At 69.7% G+C, this 17,336-nt stretch carries 19 protein-coding genes; 15 read left to right on the top strand and 4 right to left on the bottom strand.

Annotated elements, in window-relative coordinates; all coding sequences use genetic code 11:
- Positions 1-116: 116 nt before the first annotated feature.
- The 10 genes from ACX9I7_RS20970 to ACX9I7_RS20925 all read left to right on the top strand — a co-directional run bounded on the left by ACX9I7_RS20970 (position 117) and on the right by ACX9I7_RS20925 (position 8,527).
- Positions 117-554: a hypothetical protein gene (locus ACX9I7_RS20970; protein ID WP_387566209.1), complete on the top strand. Its 438-nt coding sequence runs from the start codon at positions 117-119 to the stop codon at positions 552-554.
- 264 nt (positions 555-818) lie between these two features.
- Complete coding sequence (gene atpB / locus ACX9I7_RS20965) at positions 819-1,631, top strand: F0F1 ATP synthase subunit A (protein ID WP_386728534.1); 813 nt, start codon at positions 819-821, stop codon at positions 1,629-1,631.
- Positions 1,632-1,712: 81 nt separating this feature from the next.
- The gene (locus ACX9I7_RS20960) at positions 1,713-1,955 is read left to right on the top strand and encodes an ATP synthase subunit c family protein (RefSeq protein ID WP_358627062.1); all 243 of its coding nucleotides are present in this window, start codon (positions 1,713-1,715) and stop codon (positions 1,953-1,955) included.
- A gap of 39 nt (positions 1,956-1,994) precedes the next feature.
- Positions 1,995-2,552, top strand: coding sequence for a F0F1 ATP synthase subunit B (locus ACX9I7_RS20955; RefSeq protein WP_387566206.1), 558 nt, complete (start codon positions 1,995-1,997; stop codon positions 2,550-2,552).
- Positions 2,549-3,364 (top strand): F0F1 ATP synthase subunit delta, encoded by an 816-nt coding sequence (locus tag ACX9I7_RS20950; RefSeq protein WP_459388166.1) that lies wholly within the window; start codon positions 2,549-2,551, stop codon positions 3,362-3,364. Before ACX9I7_RS20955 ends, ACX9I7_RS20950 begins: the two co-directional genes overlap by 4 nt.
- A 145-nt stretch (positions 3,365-3,509) precedes the next feature.
- Complete coding sequence (gene atpA, locus ACX9I7_RS20945) at positions 3,510-5,084, top strand: F0F1 ATP synthase subunit alpha (RefSeq protein ID WP_126916088.1); 1,575 nt, start codon at positions 3,510-3,512, stop codon at positions 5,082-5,084.
- Between the two features lie 2 nt (positions 5,085-5,086).
- Positions 5,087-6,007: a F0F1 ATP synthase subunit gamma gene (locus tag ACX9I7_RS20940; RefSeq protein ID WP_387566199.1), complete on the top strand. Its 921-nt coding sequence runs from the start codon at positions 5,087-5,089 to the stop codon at positions 6,005-6,007.
- Positions 6,008-7,450 carry a F0F1 ATP synthase subunit beta gene (gene atpD / locus ACX9I7_RS20935; protein ID WP_189451406.1) on the top strand — a complete coding sequence of 481 codons (1,443 nt, stop codon included), beginning with the start codon at positions 6,008-6,010 and terminating at the stop codon, positions 7,448-7,450.
- 129 nt (positions 7,451-7,579) lie between these two features.
- On the top strand, positions 7,580-7,954 hold the full coding sequence (locus tag ACX9I7_RS20930) for a F0F1 ATP synthase subunit epsilon (RefSeq protein WP_126916091.1): 375 nt from the start codon (positions 7,580-7,582) through the stop codon (positions 7,952-7,954).
- A gap of 123 nt (positions 7,955-8,077) precedes the next feature.
- A complete protein-coding gene (locus ACX9I7_RS20925) occupies positions 8,078-8,527 on the top strand; it encodes a DUF2550 domain-containing protein (protein ID WP_459388165.1) in 450 nt (149 codons plus the stop codon).
- 1 nt (position 8,528) lies between these two features.
- Here ACX9I7_RS20925 and ACX9I7_RS20920 read toward each other — a convergent pair whose 3' ends face one another.
- Positions 8,529-9,074, bottom strand: coding sequence for a hypothetical protein (locus ACX9I7_RS20920; protein WP_387566194.1), 546 nt, complete (start codon positions 9,072-9,074; stop codon positions 8,529-8,531).
- Positions 9,075-9,233: 159 nt separating this feature from the next.
- On the opposite strand from ACX9I7_RS20920, the gene ACX9I7_RS20915 reads away from it, so the two are divergent.
- The 3 genes from ACX9I7_RS20915 (at position 9,234) to ACX9I7_RS20905 (ending at position 13,270) form a co-directional block, all read left to right on the top strand.
- Complete coding sequence (locus ACX9I7_RS20915; protein ID WP_459388164.1) at positions 9,234-10,433, top strand: sensor histidine kinase; 1,200 nt, start codon at positions 9,234-9,236, stop codon at positions 10,431-10,433.
- Positions 10,430-11,125 carry a response regulator gene (locus tag ACX9I7_RS20910; RefSeq protein ID WP_387566188.1) on the top strand — a complete coding sequence of 232 codons (696 nt, stop codon included), beginning with the start codon at positions 10,430-10,432 and terminating at the stop codon, positions 11,123-11,125. The genes ACX9I7_RS20915 and ACX9I7_RS20910 overlap by 4 nt, the downstream gene beginning before the upstream one ends.
- Positions 11,126-11,275: 150 nt before the next feature.
- Entirely contained in the window at positions 11,276-13,270 is a 1,995-nt protein-coding gene (locus ACX9I7_RS20905) for a glycoside hydrolase family 18 chitinase (RefSeq protein ID WP_387566185.1), read from the top strand.
- A 51-nt stretch (positions 13,271-13,321) separates the two neighbouring features.
- Here ACX9I7_RS20905 and ACX9I7_RS20900 read toward each other — a convergent pair whose 3' ends face one another.
- The 3 genes from ACX9I7_RS20900 to ACX9I7_RS20890 are packed head-to-tail and all read right to left on the bottom strand — an operon-like array spanning position 13,322 to position 15,485.
- Positions 13,322-13,894: a cob(I)yrinic acid a,c-diamide adenosyltransferase gene (locus tag ACX9I7_RS20900; RefSeq protein ID WP_126916095.1), complete on the bottom strand. Its 573-nt coding sequence runs from the start codon at positions 13,892-13,894 to the stop codon at positions 13,322-13,324.
- A 14-nt stretch (positions 13,895-13,908) separates the two neighbouring features.
- Complete coding sequence (locus ACX9I7_RS20895; protein WP_386728516.1) at positions 13,909-14,664, bottom strand: ABC transporter permease; 756 nt, start codon at positions 14,662-14,664, stop codon at positions 13,909-13,911.
- A 20-nt stretch (positions 14,665-14,684) separates the two neighbouring features.
- Complete coding sequence (locus ACX9I7_RS20890; protein ID WP_459388163.1) at positions 14,685-15,485, bottom strand: ABC transporter ATP-binding protein; 801 nt, start codon at positions 15,483-15,485, stop codon at positions 14,685-14,687.
- A gap of 113 nt (positions 15,486-15,598) precedes the next feature.
- On the opposite strand from ACX9I7_RS20890, the gene ACX9I7_RS20885 reads away from it, so the two are divergent.
- Together ACX9I7_RS20885 and ACX9I7_RS20880 are read left to right on the top strand one after the other, a co-directional pair.
- The gene (locus ACX9I7_RS20885) at positions 15,599-16,252 is read left to right on the top strand and encodes a TetR/AcrR family transcriptional regulator (protein ID WP_387566175.1); all 654 of its coding nucleotides are present in this window, start codon (positions 15,599-15,601) and stop codon (positions 16,250-16,252) included.
- Between the two features lie 192 nt (positions 16,253-16,444).
- The gene (locus ACX9I7_RS20880) at positions 16,445-17,293 is read left to right on the top strand and encodes a 3-hydroxyacyl-CoA dehydrogenase family protein (protein ID WP_358627099.1); all 849 of its coding nucleotides are present in this window, start codon (positions 16,445-16,447) and stop codon (positions 17,291-17,293) included.
- Positions 17,294-17,336: the final 43 nt, after the last annotated feature.

Here is a 17,336-nt window from a genome sequence, read left to right as displayed (position 1 = left end):
TAGAGCCGAAGGACCGTAGTGCGACGGCCCTTCAGTAGCGCTGCGCGTCTCATTCCCGGGGATACGCTCGTTCACGACGAATCGTTGCTTCCAACCCTTCGCCGGAGAAACCCTTCATGCAGTCCAACGACGCCCGAACGCTTCTTCAGTGCGCCGTCCCGACCGCCGTTGTCGGCCTGGTCGCCGTCGCCGTCAGCGCCGCGGTCGCCGGCGGCAAGGGCGGGCTCGGTGCCGTTGTCGGCGTGCTCCTCACCGGCTTTGTCATGGGGGTGGGGCTGATCATCCTCAATCGCACCGCGCGACACCTGCCTCACCTGTTCCAGGCCATGGGGCTGCTGCTCTACACGACGCAGATCCTGCTGGTGGCCGTTTTCCTTCTGGTGTTCAAGGACACGACGCTCTTCGACACCAAGACTTTCGCCTTCTCACTCCTCGCCGCGACCCTCGTGTGGATCGGGGCGCAGGCGCGCGCCTACATGAAGGCGAAGATCCTTTACGTCGAACCCGAGTCCGGAGACGCCGAGAAGTCCGCTCCGGCCGGGTCGACGTCATGACCGGTAGGGCCGGGATAAACGCTCGTGTGCTCACCTGCTATCGTCCGGTGCCATCTGAGGTGCAGCGGGCGCAGGCAGCCGAATCCCCGGTTCTCACGGGTTCGAATCGGCTTCCCGTGCAGCTGGCGCCTGCGATGACCGCCGGCTCGTGGCCGGCCTGCCGCACCCCTATCCGTAAGTCCAGTCCAGTGCCGTTCCGTGGCTGCACGCCGCGCCGACACAACGAGGTTGCCGTACCTATGCGCCACGCTGAAGGAGCTCGCGGTGAGTGCTGACCAGACGCTGCTCGCCTTCGAGACCGATTGCCACATCTTCGAAGGGTGCGGCTTCCCGGCCCCGGGCCTCCACTCGTTCGTCTTCGAGCCGCTCTTCACGATCGGCGGATTCGAGTTCAACAAGCCGATGCTGCTGGCCCTGCTGGGCTCGCTCGTCATCGTGGGGTTCTTCTGGGTCGCGTTCGGCAAGGCCAAGGTGGTCCCGGGCAAGCTCCAGATGATCGGTGAGGCGGGTTACGACTTCGTCCGCCGCGGAATCGTCTACGAAGCGCTCGGCAAGAAGGAGGGCGAGAAGTACGTCCCCCTCATGGTCTCGCTGTTCTTCTTCGTATGGATCATGAACGTCTGGTCGGTCATTCCGGTCGCCCAGTTCCCGGTGACGTCGATCATCGCCTACCCGGTGGGCCTCGCCCTGGTCGTCTATGTGCTGTGGGTCGGCCTGACCTTCAAGAAGCACGGCTTCGTCGGCGCCTGGAAGAACATCACCGGCTACGACAAGTCGCTCGGCTGGATCCTGCCGCTGGTCGTCGTGCTCGAGTTCTTCTCGAACCTGATCATCCGGCCCTTCACCCACGCGGTCCGGCTCTTCGCCAACATGTTCGCCGGCCACATGCTGCTCGTGATGTTCACGATCGCCAGCTGGTACCTGATGAACGGGATCGGCTTCGCCTACGCCGGCGCGTCCTTCGTGATGACCATCGTGATGACCGCCTTCGAGCTCTTCATCCAGGCCGTCCAGGCGTACGTCTTCGTCCTCCTGGCCTGCAACTACGTCCAGGGCGCGCTCTCCGAGCACCACTGAGCCAGCTCTCCCCGCCCCCCAGTCCAACAGACGTCCGGTGGCCAACCCCCACCGGTCCGTGAAAGAGAAGGAAGAACCGGCATGTCCGCTCTCCAGACCCTCGCCGCCACCGACGCCGTCAGCGGCAACGTCGCCGCCATCGGTTACGGCCTCGCCGCCATCGGTCCCGGCGTCGGCGTCGGCATCATCTTCGGCAACGGCACCCAGGCCCTCGCCCGTCAGCCCGAGGCCGCCGGTCTGATCCGTGCCAACCAGATCATGGGTTTCGCCTTCTGTGAGGCGCTCGCCCTGATCGGCATCGTCATGGGCTTCGTTTACAAGTAAACCGACCCACGACCACCCTTTTCGACGAAAGGCACTGATGTGTACGCCCTGATCGCGAGCGAGGAGATGGAGAACCCTCTCCTCCCGCCGATTCCAGAGCTTGTCATCGGCCTTATCGCCTTCCTCATCGTCTTCCTCTTCCTCGCCAAGAAGCTCATCCCGAACATCAACAAGGTTCTGGACGAGCGCCGGGCGGCCATCGAGGGCGGCATGGAGAAGGCCGAGGCCGCCCAGGCCGAGGCTCAGCAGGTTCTCGAGGACTACCGGGCCCAGCTCGCCGACGCCCGCCACGAGGCCGCGCGTCTGCGCCAGGAGGCGCAGGAGCAGGGCGTCGCGCTGATCGCCGAGATGCGGTCCGAGGGTCAGCGGCAGCGTGAGGAGATCATCGCCGCCGGTCACGCCCAGGTCGAGGCCGACCGCAAGTCCGCGGCCGCCGCGCTGCGCCAGGACGTCGGCCAGCTGGCCATCGACCTGGCCGGCCGGGTCGTCGGCGAGTCCCTCACCGACGCCGGGCGCCAGAGCCGCACCATCGACCGCTTCCTCGACTCGCTCGAGGTCAAGGCGGCCGACGAGACGAAGGCCGAGGCCCGCCGATGAGCCTTGCGAGCCGGGAGGCCCTGGCCTCCGCACGGGAGCGCCTCGACGCGCTGGCGGACAACACCGCCGTGGACGCGGCCAAGCTCGCCGACGAGCTGGCGGCCGTCACCGCGCTGCTCGACCGCGAGGTCTCGCTGCGTCGTGTCCTCACCGACCCGGCGCAGACCGGCGAGGCCAAGGCCGAGCTGGCCCGGCGCCTGCTGGGCGGCCAGGTGGGCGGCGAGTGCGCCGACCTGGTGGCCGGCATGGTCCGCTCCCGCTGGTCGCGCTCGCGCGACCTGGTGGACGCGGTGGAGGAGCTGGCCAGCGGTGCCGAGCTCATCGCCGCCGAGCGCGCCGGTGACCTGGACGACGTCGAGGACGAGCTGTTCCGCTTCGGCCGGATCGTCGCGTCGAACCCGGATCTGCGCGCCGCGCTGACCGACAAGGTCGCGGACAAGGCCGCCAAGGCGGCCCTGCTGCGCGAGCTGCTGGGCGGCCGGGCCAACCCGGTCACCGAGCGCCTGGTCGTCCGTCTGGTGACCGTGCCGCGTGGCCGTAGCCTGGAAGGAGGGCTGGGCGCCCTCTCCAAGCTGGCCGCCGACCGCCGTGACCGGATGGTCGCGGAGGTCGTCTCCGCGGTGCCGCTGACCGACCAGCAGAAGCAGCGCCTCGGTGACGCGCTCGCCAAGCTGTACGGGCGACGCGTCCACCTGAACCTGGACATCGACCCCGAGGTCCTCGGTGGTGTCCAGGTGCGGATCGGCGACGAGGTCATCAACGGCACCATCGCGGACCGGCTCGCCGACGCGAGCCGCCGCATGGCCGGCTGACCAGCCACCAACTCAAGAGCAAACTGACGGCCCGAGTTGGGTCGACGGTGTCCTCTGGGGGCCCAGAGCAGCGCGGCTGCTGTGGGAGAACGTCCCCAGACCCCCAGAATTACTTCGGGCCCAACAAGGAGAGCAGGGAACCCAAATGGCGGAGCTCACGATCCGGCCGGAGGAGATCCGGGACGCACTGGAGAACTTTGTCCAGGCGTACAAGCCGGACGCGGCCTCGCGCGAGGAGGTCGGTACGGTCAGCCTTGCCGGCGACGGCATCGCGAAGGTCGAGGGTCTTCCCTCGGCCATGGCGAACGAGCTGCTGCGGTTCGAGGACGGCACCCTCGGTCTCGCCCTCAACCTCGAGGAGCGCGAGATCGGTGCGGTCGTCCTCGGCGAGTTCAGCGGCATCGAGGAGGGCCAGCCGGTGCAGCGCACCGGTGAGGTGCTCTCCGTCGCGGTCGGCGAGGGTTACCTCGGCCGCGTCGTCGACCCGCTGGGCAACCCGATCGACGGCCTCGGCGAGATCACCGGCATCGAGGGCCGCCGCGCCCTCGAGCTGCAGGCCCCCGGCGTCATGGTCCGCAAGTCGGTCCACGAGCCGATGGAGACCGGCTACAAGGCCGTCGACGCGATGACCCCGGTCGGCCGCGGTCAGCGTCAGCTGATCATCGGTGACCGCCAGACCGGCAAGACCGCGCTGGCCATCGACACGATCATCAACCAGCGCGACAACTGGCGTTCGGGCGACCCGAACAAGCAGGTCCGCTGCATCTACGTCGCCATCGGCCAGAAGGGCTCCACCATCGCCTCCGTGCGAGGTGCCCTGGAGGAGGCCGGCGCCCTGGAGTACACGACGATCGTCGCGGCCCCGGCGTCCGACCCGGCCGGCTTCAAGTACCTCGCGCCGTACACCGGCTCGGCCATCGGCCAGCACTGGATGTACCAGGGCAAGCACGTCCTGATCGTCTTCGACGACCTGTCGAAGCAGGCCGACGCCTACCGTGCCGTCTCCCTGCTGCTGCGCCGCCCGCCGGGCCGTGAGGCCTACCCGGGTGACGTCTTCTACCTGCACTCGCGTCTGCTGGAGCGCTGCGCCAAGCTCTCCGACGACATGGGCGCCGGTTCGATGACCGGTCTGCCGATCGTCGAGACCAAGGCGAACGACGTGTCGGCGTTCATCCCGACCAACGTCATCTCCATCACCGACGGCCAGTGCTTCCTGGAGTCGGACCTGTTCAACGCCGGTCAGCGCCCCGCGCTGAACGTCGGTATCTCGGTCTCCCGTGTCGGTGGCTCCGCCCAGCACAAGGCCATGAAGCAGGTCTCCGGCCGCCTCCGTGTGGACCTCGCCCAGTTCCGTGAGCTGGAGGCGTTCGCCGCCTTCGGTTCCGACCTGGACGCGGCCTCCAAGGCCGCCCTGGAGCGCGGCAAGCGCATGGTCGAGCTGCTGAAGCAGGGCCAGTACGCGCCGTACGCCACCGAGGACCAGGTCGTCTCCATCTGGGCCGGCACCACCGGCAAGATGGACGACGTCCCGGTCGAGGACATCCGTCGCTTCGAGCGCGAGCTGCTGGACCACCTCCACCGCGAGAACAAGGGTCTGATGACCTCGATCCGCGAGGGCGGCAAGATGTCCGACGACACCCTCCAGGCCGTCGGCGACGCGATCGCGTCCTTCAAGCAGCAGTTCGAGACCTCGGACGGCAAGCTGCTGGGCGAGGGCTGAGCATGGGTGCCCAGCTCCGGGTCTACAAGCGACGGATCAAGTCCGTCACTGCGACCAAGAAGATCACCAAGGCGATGGAGATGATCGCCGCCTCGCGCATCGTCAAGGCACAGCGCCAGGTGGCCGCGTCCACTCCGTACGCCAGTGAGCTCACCCGGGCAGTGACCGCGGTTGCCACCGGCTCCAACACCAAGCACGCCCTGACCACCGAGGTCGAGAACCCGGTCCGGGTCGCGGTCCTGCTCGTCACGAGCGACCGCGGTCTGGCCGGCGGCTACTCGTCCAACGCGATCAAGGCCGCCGGGCAGCTGACCGACCGCCTCAAGGCCGAGGGCAAGGACGTCGTCACGTACATCGTCGGCCGCAAGGGCGTCGCGTACTACGGCTTCCGCGAGCTCCCGGTCGTCGAGTCGTGGACGGGCTTCACCGACAGCCCGACCTACGCCGACGCCAAGCGCGTCGCCGGTCCGCTGATCGAGGCGGTCCAGCGCGAGACGGCCGAGGGCGGCGTGGACGAGCTGCACATCGTCTTCACGGAATTCGTGTCGATGATGACGCAGACGCCGGTCGAGAAGCGGCTGCTGCCGCTGAGCCTCGAGGCCACGGAGGAGGAGTCGGAGACGGCCAAGGACAAGATCCTGCCGCTGTTCGACTTCGAGCCCTCGGACGAGGCCGTGCTCGACGCACTGCTGCCGCGGTACGTCGAGTCCCGGATCTTCAACGCCCTGCTGCAGGCCGCCGCCTCCGAGCACGCGGCCCGCCGCCGGGCGATGAAGTCGGCGACCGACAACGCCGAAGAGCTCATCAAGTCGCTCTCGCGGCTTGCCAACGCGGCCCGACAGGCCGAAATCACCCAGGAAATCAGCGAGATCGTCGGTGGCGCCAGTGCTCTGGCCGACGCGACCGCGGGGAGTGACCGATAAATGACCACCACTGTTGAGACGGCCGCCGCGACGGGCCGCGTCGCCCGGGTCATCGGCCCGGTCGTCGACGTGGAGTTCCCCGTCGACGCGATGCCGGAGATCTACAACGCCCTGACCGTCGAGGTCTCCGACCCGGCCGAGGCCGGCAAGAAGAAGACCCTGACGCTCGAGGTCGCGCAGCACCTGGGCGAGGGCGTCGTGCGCGCCATCGCCATGGAGCCCACCGACGGCCTGGTCCGCCAGGCCCCGGTGACCGACACCGGCGACGGCATCACCGTGCCCGTCGGCGACGTCACCAAGGGCCGGGTGTTCAACACCCTCGGCAAGATCCTGAACGACCCCGAGGCCGAGTCCGAGGTCACCGAGCGCTGGTCCATCCACCGCAAGGCCCCGGCGTTCGACCAGCTCGAGTCGAAGACCGAGATGTTCGAGACCGGCCTGAAGGTCGTCGACCTGCTGACCCCGTACGTCAAGGGCGGCAAGATCGGTCTGTTCGGTGGCGCCGGTGTCGGCAAGACCGTTCTGATCCAGGAAATGATCATGCGTGTGGCGAAGCTGCACGAGGGTGTTTCCGTGTTCGCCGGCGTGGGTGAGCGCACCCGTGAGGGCAACGACCTCATCCACGAGATGGCGGACTCCGGCGTTCTGGACAAGACCGCGCTGGTCTTCGGCCAGATGGACGAGCCCCCGGGCACCCGTCTGCGCGTCGCCCTGGCCGGTCTGACCATGGCGGAGTACTTCCGCGATGTGCAGAAGCAGGACGTGCTGTTCTTCATCGACAACATCTTCCGCTTCACCCAGGCCGGTTCCGAGGTCTCCACGCTGCTCGGCCGCATGCCGTCCGCCGTGGGTTACCAGCCGAACCTCGCGGACGAGATGGGCCTCCTCCAGGAGCGCATCACCTCGACCCGTGGTCACTCGATCACCTCGATGCAGGCGATCTACGTCCCCGCGGACGACCTGACCGACCCGGCCCCGGCGACGACCTTCGCCCACCTGGACGCCACGACCGTTCTGTCGCGTCCGATCTCGGAGAAGGGCATCTACCCGGCGGTCGACCCGCTGGACTCGACGTCCCGCATCCTGGACCCGCGCTACATCTCGGCGGACCACTACGCCGCGGCCTCCCGCGTCAAGGGGATCCTCCAGAAGTACAAGGACCTCCAGGACATCATCGCGATCCTCGGTATCGACGAGCTGGGCGAAGAGGACAAGCTGGTCGTCCACCGCGCCCGTCGCGTCGAGCGCTTCCTGTCGCAGAACACCCACGCGGCGAAGCAGTTCACCGGTGTCGACGGTTCGGACGTTCCGCTGGACGAGTCCATCGCCGCGTTCAACGCGATCTGCGACGGTGAGTTCGACCACTTCCCGGAGCAGGCCTTCTTCATGTGCGGTGGTCTCGAGGACCTCAAGAAGAACGCCAAGGAGCTGGGCGTCTCCTGATCCGAGGGCTCTTCGGAGCCCCGCGATCGACGGTCCGGGGGCGGGGCACTCCCGCCGCCGGACCGTACGTCCCCTATTCTTTGACCCAACACCCGCCGTACCCGGCGGGTGGAGACCCGAGGAGCCACGTTGGCTGCTGAGTTGCACGTCGAGCTGGTCGCGGCGGACCGAAGCGTCTGGTCCGGCGAGGCCACTCTGGTCATCGCGCGTACACCGTCGGGTGACATCGGCGTCATGCCCGGCCACCAGCCGCTGCTCGGTGTGCTGCAGTCCGGCCCGGTCACCATCAAGACCAAGGACGGCGTCGTCGTCGCCGCGGTCCATGGTGGCTTCATCTCCTTCGCCGACGACAAGCTCTCGCTGCTCGCCGAGATCGCGGAGCTCGCCGACGAGATCGACGTCGAGCGCGCCGAGCGGGCGCTGGAGCGGGCGAAGGCGGAGGCCGACGCGGCCGCCGAGCGGCGTGCCGATGTCCGGCTGAAGGCGGTCACGGGCGTTCACTAGCCCCGATCCGCTTCGAGTACGACCCTCAGCCGCGGGCCGGCCTGGAATAACTCCAGGGCGGTCCGCGGCTGAGGCCATAACGCAGGTGCGGTTGCTCTAGATGATGCGAGGAGGTCGGTGGAGATGGTCCTCGCTCTGCTCGTGAGCGGCGTCGTCGTCCTGCTGGTGCTGGTTGGGCTCTTCGTCTTCGGGCTGCGGAGACGGCTGATCCAGCGCTCCGGCGGCACCTTCGACTGCAGTCTGCGCTGGAACGTTCCGGAGCACGACCCGGAGCCCGCCGGCAAGGGCTGGGTCTACGGGGTCGCCCGCTACAACGGCGACCGCGTCCAATGGTTCCGCGTCTTCTCCTACGCCCCCCGGCCGCGCCGGATGCTGGAGCGGGACTCCATCGAGGTCGTCGAGCGCCGCACCCCCCAGGGCGAGGAGGAGCTGGCGCTCCTGTCGGACGCCGTGGTGCTCCTCTGTCTCCACCGGGGGACGCGGCTGGAACTGGCCATGAGCGAGGACGCGCTGACCGGCTTCCTGGCCTGGCTGGAGGCGGCGCCTCCGGGGCAGAGGGTCAACGTCGCCTAGCTCAGTTCGGTGATTTCTCCGGCTGCTTGGGCCAGATCGTGTAGCTCGCGGCGATCACCAGGTTGATGCCGATGACCCACAGCATCTTCGACTGCCAGTTCCGCAGCGAACTGATGTCGCCCGAGCCCTGTACGTACCAGACGGCGCACTGCAGCAGGCCGAGGGCCACGACCGCCGCGAGGATCCAGCGGCCGGCGGTCCTCCACTCGTGCAGTGTGCGTTCCTTGCCGTACTTCGGCGGCTTGACCGGCGGTGGCCCGCCCGCGAAGCGGTGGGCGAAGCGCTGGTCGACCCACTTGATGGTGGAGTGGCCGAGCCCCACCGAGAACCCCAGGTAGACGGCGGCCAGTCCGTGCTTCCAGTCGGCGGTCGCGCCGTTCTTGAGATCGATCGCGGTGGCGATCAGCAGCACCAGTTCCAGCACCGGTTCCAGCAGCAGTACCGCGACCCCCGCACGCGGCATGCGGGCCAGGTAGCGCAGGCTGAGCCCGGCCACGAGCAGGATCCAGAAGCCGATCTCACAGGCGATGATCAGCGTGACGATCACAGTCCTCTCCCTTCCCTCGCCTCCAGCCTGACGGCCGCGACCTGCGGTTTCTTCATCTGGTGTGAGGAGAAGGGACTGCATCCTTCGATGTAGCGCGCGCCCGCCTGCCGGGCCCGGCAGGGGACGACCGCACACCGGGTGACGTGCTGAGATGGGTCCATGCCCCGCAGCCTCCCGTTCCGTCCGCCCGAGCGTGCCGACCTGGCCGTCGCCGCCGTCGGGCTGCTCGGCGGGCTCCTGCTGTACGCGCTGGGGCTGATCAGTAACCCCGCCCTGCCGGCGGTGCCGCGGCGGTTCGCGCTGCTCGCCCTCGTCGCGATGGCCGGCGCGGAGCTGCTGCGGCGCAGGGCACCGCTGGTGGGGCTGGGCGTCGGGACGGCCGCCCTGGCGCTGGACGTCTGCGCGGGCAGTCTCGTCGCCAACGTCGGGATGTTCACCGACCTCGTCTACGCGGCCGTGCTCTACGGCCCGCCCGCCGCCTACCGGTTCATCCCCCGGGCCACCGAAGTGCTCACCGTGCTCGGCACGCTGCTGGCCCTGGCGGTGATGCGCCAGCCCGCCGCGCTGCTGGTCGGCATCGCGCTGGGCGTCCTCACCATCGCCCCCGCCTGGACCGGGGTGGGCGTCCGGGTGCACCGCGACGCCGCCGAGGCCGCCCGGCTGACGGCGGAGCGGACCGCGCTCCTGGCGGAGCTGGACCGGCGCGAGGCCGTGGCCGCCGAACGGGCCCGGATGGCGCGGGAGCTCCACGACATGGTCGCGGGCCATCTGTCCGCCATCGCCATCCACTCCTCGGCCGCGCTCTCGATCGACGAGCCGACGGCCTCCCGGGAGGCGCTCGGGGTGATCCGGGAGAACAGCGTCCAGGGCCTGGCGGAGATGCGCCGGCTGATCGGCCTGCTGAGGGAGACGGCCGGCGCGGACCGGCCCGCTCCCACCCCTCGGCTCGACGGCCTCGACGCCCTGCTGGAACGGGCCCGCACGAGTGTCCGGGACGACCGTTTCTCCTTCGTGCTGCGCGACGGCCGGGGAGCGGGTGAGCTGCCCGTTCCGGTGGAGCTCGCGGCGTACCGGATCGTCCAGGAGTCGCTGACGAACGCCGTGAAGCACGCCGCCTCCGGCGAGGTGCGGGTGGAACTGGACCGGGTGGACGGCGGCGGTCCGCTGACCGTCCGGGTGACGAGCCCCCTGGGCGCGACCCGTCCCGGGCCGCGGGCGCCGGGCGCGGGCGCCGGGCTCGTCGGCATGCGGGAGCGCGTCGCGCTGCTGAACGGGGAGTTCGAGGCGGGACCGGTGGACGGGACATGGACGATCCGGGCGGTGCTGCCCGTGGACGAGGAGAGGTCGGAGAAGCCATGACGGGCGTGACGGACATGACGGGCGGGATGGGGCCGGTACGGGTCGTCGTCGCCGAGGACCAGGCCGCGGTGCGGTCCGGGCTGGTGCTCATCCTGCGCTCGGCGCCCGGCGTCGAGGTCGTCGGGGAGGCGGCCGACGGCGAGGAGGCCGTGCGGCTCGCCCGCGAGCTGCGCCCCGACGTGGTGCTGATGGACATCCAGATGCCCAGGCTCGACGGGGTGTCCGCCACCCGGCTGCTCACGGCCGAGGGGGTCGCCGATGTGCTGGTGCTGACCACCTTCGACCTCGACGAGTACGTCTTCGGCGCGCTGCGGGCGGGCGCGGCCGGCTTCCTGCTGAAGGACAGCGAGGCGGCGGACCTGGTGGCGGCCGTGCGGACGGTGGCCCGGGGCGAGGGGCTGATCTCACCGGCCGTCACCCGCCGGCTCATCGCGGAGTTCGCGCGCCCCGCGCCCGTCCGCCCGGAGCCCGGCGACGGCGCGGCCGCGCTGGAGACGCTCACCCGGCGGGAACGGGAGGTGCTGGTGTGCCTGGGGGAGGGGCTGTCGAACGCGGAGGTCGCGGGGCGGCTGGGGATGGCCGAGGCGACGGTGAAGACGCATGTGAGCAGGCTGCTGGCGAAGCTGGAGCTGCGCAGCCGGGTGCAGGCGGCCGTACTGGCCCGGGAGTGGGGTCTGGTCCAGACCTCTTGACCATTGGTACGGACCTTCTTACGCTCCCCTCACAACGCGCACCCCCCACCCTGTTTCTGGCCCTCACCCGAGGAGCACGCCTTGATCACAGGAATCCCGGGACACGCACACCTTCCCTCTCTCCACAGACGCACCCGCTTACGGGCCGTCATGGCGGCCATCGCCGCCCTGCTGCTCCCCATCGGCCTGATCGTCGGCCTGGCTGCCCCGGCCCATGCCGCCGCCTCCGCGACGGCGACATTCGTCAAGACCTCCGACTGGGGGACGGGCTTCCAGGGCGCCTGGACCATCAAGAACACCGGCACGACCGGCATCGACTCCTGGACCGTCGAGTGGGACTTCCCCGCCACGACGACGGTCGGCTCCTACTGGGACGCCCTGGTCAGCAGCTCCGGAACGCACTTCACCGGCAAGAACCGCGAGTACAACGGCACGATCGCGCCCGGCGCGAGCGTCACCTTCGGCTTCGTCGCCGCCGGCGACGGCGGCCCCACCGGCTGCAAGGTCAACGGCGGCGGCTGCGACGGCTCCTCACCCGGCGACGATCCGCCGGGCGCGCCGGGCACCCCGACGGCCTCGTCCGTCACCGCGAACAGCGTCGCGCTGAAGTGGACGGCCGCGACGAGCGGCAAGGGCATCAAGAACTACGACGTCTACCGCTCGGGCGCGAAGGTCGCGACGGTCGCCAAGCTCGCGTACACCGACTCCGGGCTGAGCGCGGGCACCCAGTACACCTACACGGTCGTCGCCCGCGACACCGCCGACCGCACCGGCCCGGCCAGCGCCCCGCTGACCGTACGGACCACGGGCGGAGGCGGCGGCGACCCCCAGCCGGGCGGCGACTACGCCAGGGTCGGCTACTTCGTGCAGTGGGGGATCTACGGGCGCGGCTACACCGTGAAGTCCCTGGACGCCACGGGCGCCGCCGCGAAGCTCACCCACCTCAACTACGCCTTCTCCAACATCGACCCCGTCAACCTGACCTGCCTCAACGGCGTCACCAAGGCCACCACCCCCGGCCCCCAGGACCCCAACCAGGGCGACGGCGCGGGTGACTCCTGGGCCGACTACGAGAAGGGCTTCGGCGCGGGCGAGTCCGTCGACGGCGTGGGCGACACCTGGGACCAGAAGCTGGCCGGCAACTACAACCAGCTGAGGAAGCTCAAGGCCAAGTACCCCACGCTGAAGATCAACCTCTCCATCGGCGGCTGGACCTACAGCAAGTACTTCTCGGACGTCGCGAAGACGGACGCGTCGCGGCAGAAGTTCGTCAAGTCCTGCGTCGACATGTACATCAAGGGTGATCTGCCCGTGTCGAACGGCCGGGGCGGCCCCGGTACGGCGGCCGGGATCTTCGACGGCTTCGACATCGACTGGGAGTGGCCGGGCTCGGACGGCCACGCCGGCAACCACGTCTCCAAGGACGACAAGGCCGACAACTTGCTGCTCTTCGCGGAGTTCCGCAAGCAGCTGGACGCGCTGAGCCAGACGACGGGGAAGAAGTACCTGCTGACCGCCTTCACCCCGGCCGACCCCGCGAAGATCGACGCGGGCTGGGACATCACCACCAAGGACGGCACGCCCAGCGTCTTCGACTACATGGACTTCGCCAACGTCCAGGGCTACGACTTCCACGGCTCCGGCAGCGACAACAGCTGGGAGCCCAACCGGACCGGCCACCAGGGGAACCTGTACGCCGACGCGAAGGACCCGTACAGCACGAAGTTCAGCGTGGACAAGACCGTCCAGACCTACCTCGACGCGGGCGTCGACCCCCGCAAGGTCGTCGTGGGGCTGGCCTTCTACGGCCGGGGCTGGCAGCAGGTCGCGGACGGCGGCGCGCATGGGGTGTGGCAGGCCGCCGGAGGCGCGGCGCCGGGGCAGTTCCCGGAGGAGTCCGGGACGCGCGGCTACGACAATCTGCTGGCGTCCGTGCCGAATCTGACCGTCTATCACGACGAGGCGTCGGTGGCGACGTACGGGTACACCGGGGACGGTGGGCAGTGGTGGACGTTCGACGACGCGTGGTCGATCGGGAAGAAGACGGCGTGGCTGAAGGGGAAGAAGCTGGGCGGGGTGATGATCTGGGAGATGTCGGGGGACAGCGGCAGCCTTATGCGGGCGGTTGACGACGGCTTGCGGTAGCGCCTGCGGAGGGCTCTTCCCAGGGGGCTCCGCCCCCTGGGAATCTCCCGGCTACCGGTTCTCGCCCGGTACCCACAGGACGTCGCCGACCTCCTGGTTCGCCGACCGCGCCAGGATGAACAGCAGGTCCGACAGCCGGTTCAGATACGTCGCCGTCAGATGGTTCATCGTGTCGCCGTGCATCTCCAGCGCCGCCCACGTCGACCGCTCCGCCCGTCGTGCCACCGTGCACGCCTGGTGGAGCAGCGCCGCACCCGGCGTGCCTCCCGGGAGGATGAAGCTGCGCAGCTTCTCCAGCGGCTCCAGGAAATGGTCGCAGTCCGCCTCCAGCCGGTCGATGTAGGTCTGCTCGACCCGCAGCGGCGGGTACTTGGGGTCCTCCACTACCGGGGTCGCCAGATCCGCGCCCACGTCGAAGAGGTCGTTCTGCACCCGGACGAGGACCTTCACGATCTCCTCGGGGAGCTGCCCGAGCGCGATGGCCACCCCGATCGCGGCGTTCGCCTCGTTGGCGTCGGCGTAGGCCGCGATGCGGGTGTCGGTCTTGACGGTGCGGCTCATGTCGCCGAGGGCGGTCGTGCCGTCGTCGCCGGTGCGGGTGTAGATGCGCGTCAGATGGACCATGGGTACGAGCGTAGCTACGCACCCGCCCTGCGGAAGTACCGCGTGCCGGCCGTCACCGAGACGGCCATCAGTATGAGGGCCGCCAGGGCGCCGCGCGCCAGCGCCGGGTCGGCGTAGTGGCCGACGAACGCGGCGCGGACCGCGTCCACCAGGTAGCGCAACGGCATCACATGGGAGAGGGCGTCGAGCCAGCCGGGTGCGAGGGACATGGGCAGCAGCAGACCGGAGAGCAGCATGGTCGGCATGGTGACCGTGTTGACGAGCGGGGCGAAGGACATGGGTGCGGCGGCCTTCATGGCCAGCGCGTAGGACAGGGCCGCCAGCGAGAGAGCCAGTGCCGCCGTGAAGGCGAAGCCCAGCAGGACGCCGGGCAGCGGCGCCCGCAGCCCCATGGCCACGGCGACGAGGACGATCACGCCGGCCTGCGCGGTGAGCAGCGCGGCGTCCCGCAGGACGCGCCCCAGCAGCAGGGCGAGCCGGCTGACCGGGGTCACCCGCATCCGGTCGACGATGCCGTGCTGCTTTTCGATGATCAGGCTCATGCCCGCGAAGGCCGCGCCGAACAGCGCGAGTTGTAGCAGCAGCCCCGGGACGAGGACCTGCCAGGAGGAGCCCGTGCCGCCGAGCGGCATGTCGGTGAGCAGCGGGCCGTAGAGGACGAGGTAGAGCGCGGGCATCAGCGCGCCGAAGGTCATGGCGGCCTTCGAGCGCAGGGTCTGGCGGGCGTACCGGCCGAAGACCAGGGCGGTGTCGGAGAGGAGGGTGCGCACGGGGCCTGGCTCCTGGTGGGCTAGACGGCTACGGGGGTGGTGTCCTGGGCGGCCGGGCCGCGCCCGGTGATGGCGTGGAAGGCGTCCTCCAGCGTGGCGTCGGGGGAGCCGGCGTGGCGGGTCTTCAGCTCGGCGGGGGTGCCCTCGGCGACGACCGTGCCCTTGTCGATGACGACCAGCCGGTCGGCGAGCGCGTCGGCCTCGTCGAGGTAGTGGGTGGTGAGGACGACCGTCGTGCCCCACTCGGCGCGGAGGCGGCGCACGAGGTCCCAGAGGTCCGCGCGGCTGCCGGGGTCGAGGCCGGTGGTGGGCTCGTCGAGGAAGAGCACCTCGGGCCGGTGGGTGAGGGCCATGGCGATGTCGAGCCGGCGCCGCTGCCCGCCGGAGAGCGCGGCGCACGGCCGCTCCAGGAGCTCGGTGAGGCCGAGCTCCCGCGCCAGCTCCTCGGCACGTTCCTCGGCCCGGTTCTTGCGCAGCCCGTAGAGCCGCCCCTGGGTGACGAGTTCCTCACGGACGGAGACGGCCGGGTCGACGCCGCCGGACTGGGCGACGTAGCCGATGCGGCGGCGCACGCCTTCGGGGTCGCGGGCGAGGTCGTGGCCGGCGACCGTCGCGGTGCCGCCGCTGGGGGCGAGGAGCGTGGTGAGCATGCGCAGGGTCGTCGTCTTGCCCGCCCCGTTGGGGCCGAGGAGGCCGAGTATCTCGCCGCGCCGGACGGTCAGGTCGACGCCGCGCACGGCCTCGACGGGGCCGCGCGGGCCCGGGAAGGTCCGGGCGAGCCCGGACGCGCAGATGCTCTCGGAGCTGTCGGAGCTGTCCATGCCCCAAGAAAAGCAGAGTCGGTGAAAGTTTGCAATGGCCCCAAGTTTTCCGAGGATGCAAGTTTCCAGGAGACGCAAGTTTTCAGTGGACTCAGCGAAGCTACGATGTGGACATGACGGGAGAAGGGCTCAGGGAGCGGAAGAAGCGGCAGACCAGGCAGCACATCTCGGACATCGCGACCGGCCTGTTCCTGGAGCACGGCTTCGTCACGGTGACGATCGCGGACATCGCCTCGGCCGCGGACGTGTCCGTCAATACCGTTTACAACTACTTCGGGTCGAAAGAGGAGCTCTTCCTCGACCGCGAGGACGACGCCGTCGAGTGGCTCGCCTCCGTCGTCCGGGGCCGCCGCGCGGGCGAGTCCCCGGTCGCGGCCGTGCTGCGCGCCCTGCGCGCGGAGGTCGTGGCCGTCTCGCCGCGCGTGGGCCTCATCGACGGGTACGAGCGGTTCATGCGCGTCATCGAGGAGTCGCAGGCCCTCCGCTCCCGCGTCTTCGACATGCGGCGGCGCGCCACCGACCTGGTGGCCGACGTGCTCGCCGAAGAGGCGACGGCGGCCGGGGAGGAATCCGCCCCGCTCCCCGCCCTGGTGGCCGGTCAGCTGGGCTGGATCCAGGCGTACGTCGTCGAGCACATCCAGCGTGAGCTGGTGGCGGGACGCACCGCCGCCGAGGCGTCCCGCTCGGCGCTCGTCGTTCTCGACGAGATCGAGGGGATGCTGAGCGACCGTCTCCTGGAGTACGGCACCCGCCCCGCCGCCGTGTGACCCAAGGGGCTCCCGGGGTCCGAGTGGCCCAACTGCGGGGTGTGGTCCGGCCCGTGGCCGTCTCAGTGTGATGTCCGTCATCCGGGACGTGACGCGCATCTCTTACCGCCCAACGGCGCGCCCATGAACGCTAAGGTCCGGGCGGAGAGCCGTAAATGAACAGATTCATGCACAGGGAGTAAGGGGACAGCCGTGGCCAAGAAGCTCGCCGTCATCGGTGCCGGACTGATGGGCTCGGGAATCGCCCAGGTCTCCGCCCAGGCGGGGTGGGACGTCGTGCTGCGGGACGTCACCGACGAGGCCCTGAAGCGCGGGACGGACGGCATCAAGGCCTCGTACGACAAGTTCGTCTCCAAGGGCAAGCTGGAGGCCGCGGCCGCCGAGCAGGCGCTGGCCCGGATCACCCCCACCACCGACATGGACGCGGCCGCCGACGCCGACATCGTCGTGGAGGCGGTCTTCGAGGACATCGAGACCAAGCAGGGCATCTTCCGCACCCTGGACGGCCTGGTGCGGGACGACGCCGTGCTCGCCTCCAACACCTCCGCCATCCCGATCACCAAGATCGCGGCTGCCACGAAGCGCCCCGAGCGCGTCGTCGGCGCCCACTTCTTCTCCCCGGTGCCGATGATGCAGCTGTGCGAGCTGGTGCGCGGTCACAAGACCAGCGACGAGACGCTGGCGAAGACCCGCGAGTTCGCCGAGGGCATCGGCAAGACCTGCATCGTCGTCAACCGCGACGTCGCCGGCTTCGTCACCACCCGCCTGATCGCCGCCCTCGTCGTCGAGGCGACCAAGCTCTACGAGTCGGGCGTGGCCAGCGCCGAGGACATCGACATCGCCTGCAAGCTCGGCTTCGGCCACGCGATGGGCCCGCTGGCCACGGCGGACCTGACGGGCGTGGACATCCTGATGCACGCGACCGAGAACATCTACACCGAGTGCCGGGACGAGAAGTTCGCCTCGCCCGAGCTGATGCGCCGCATGGTCGACGCCGGCGACCTCGGCCGTAAGAGCGGCCAGGGCTTCTACCAGTACTGAGCCCGTACGGCCAGCCCTCTTCACCCTGTGGGGTGAAATAAGT

The organism is Streptomyces sp. L500 (genome assembly GCF_054551825.1).
This window is presented reverse-complemented; position numbering and strand designations above follow the sequence as displayed.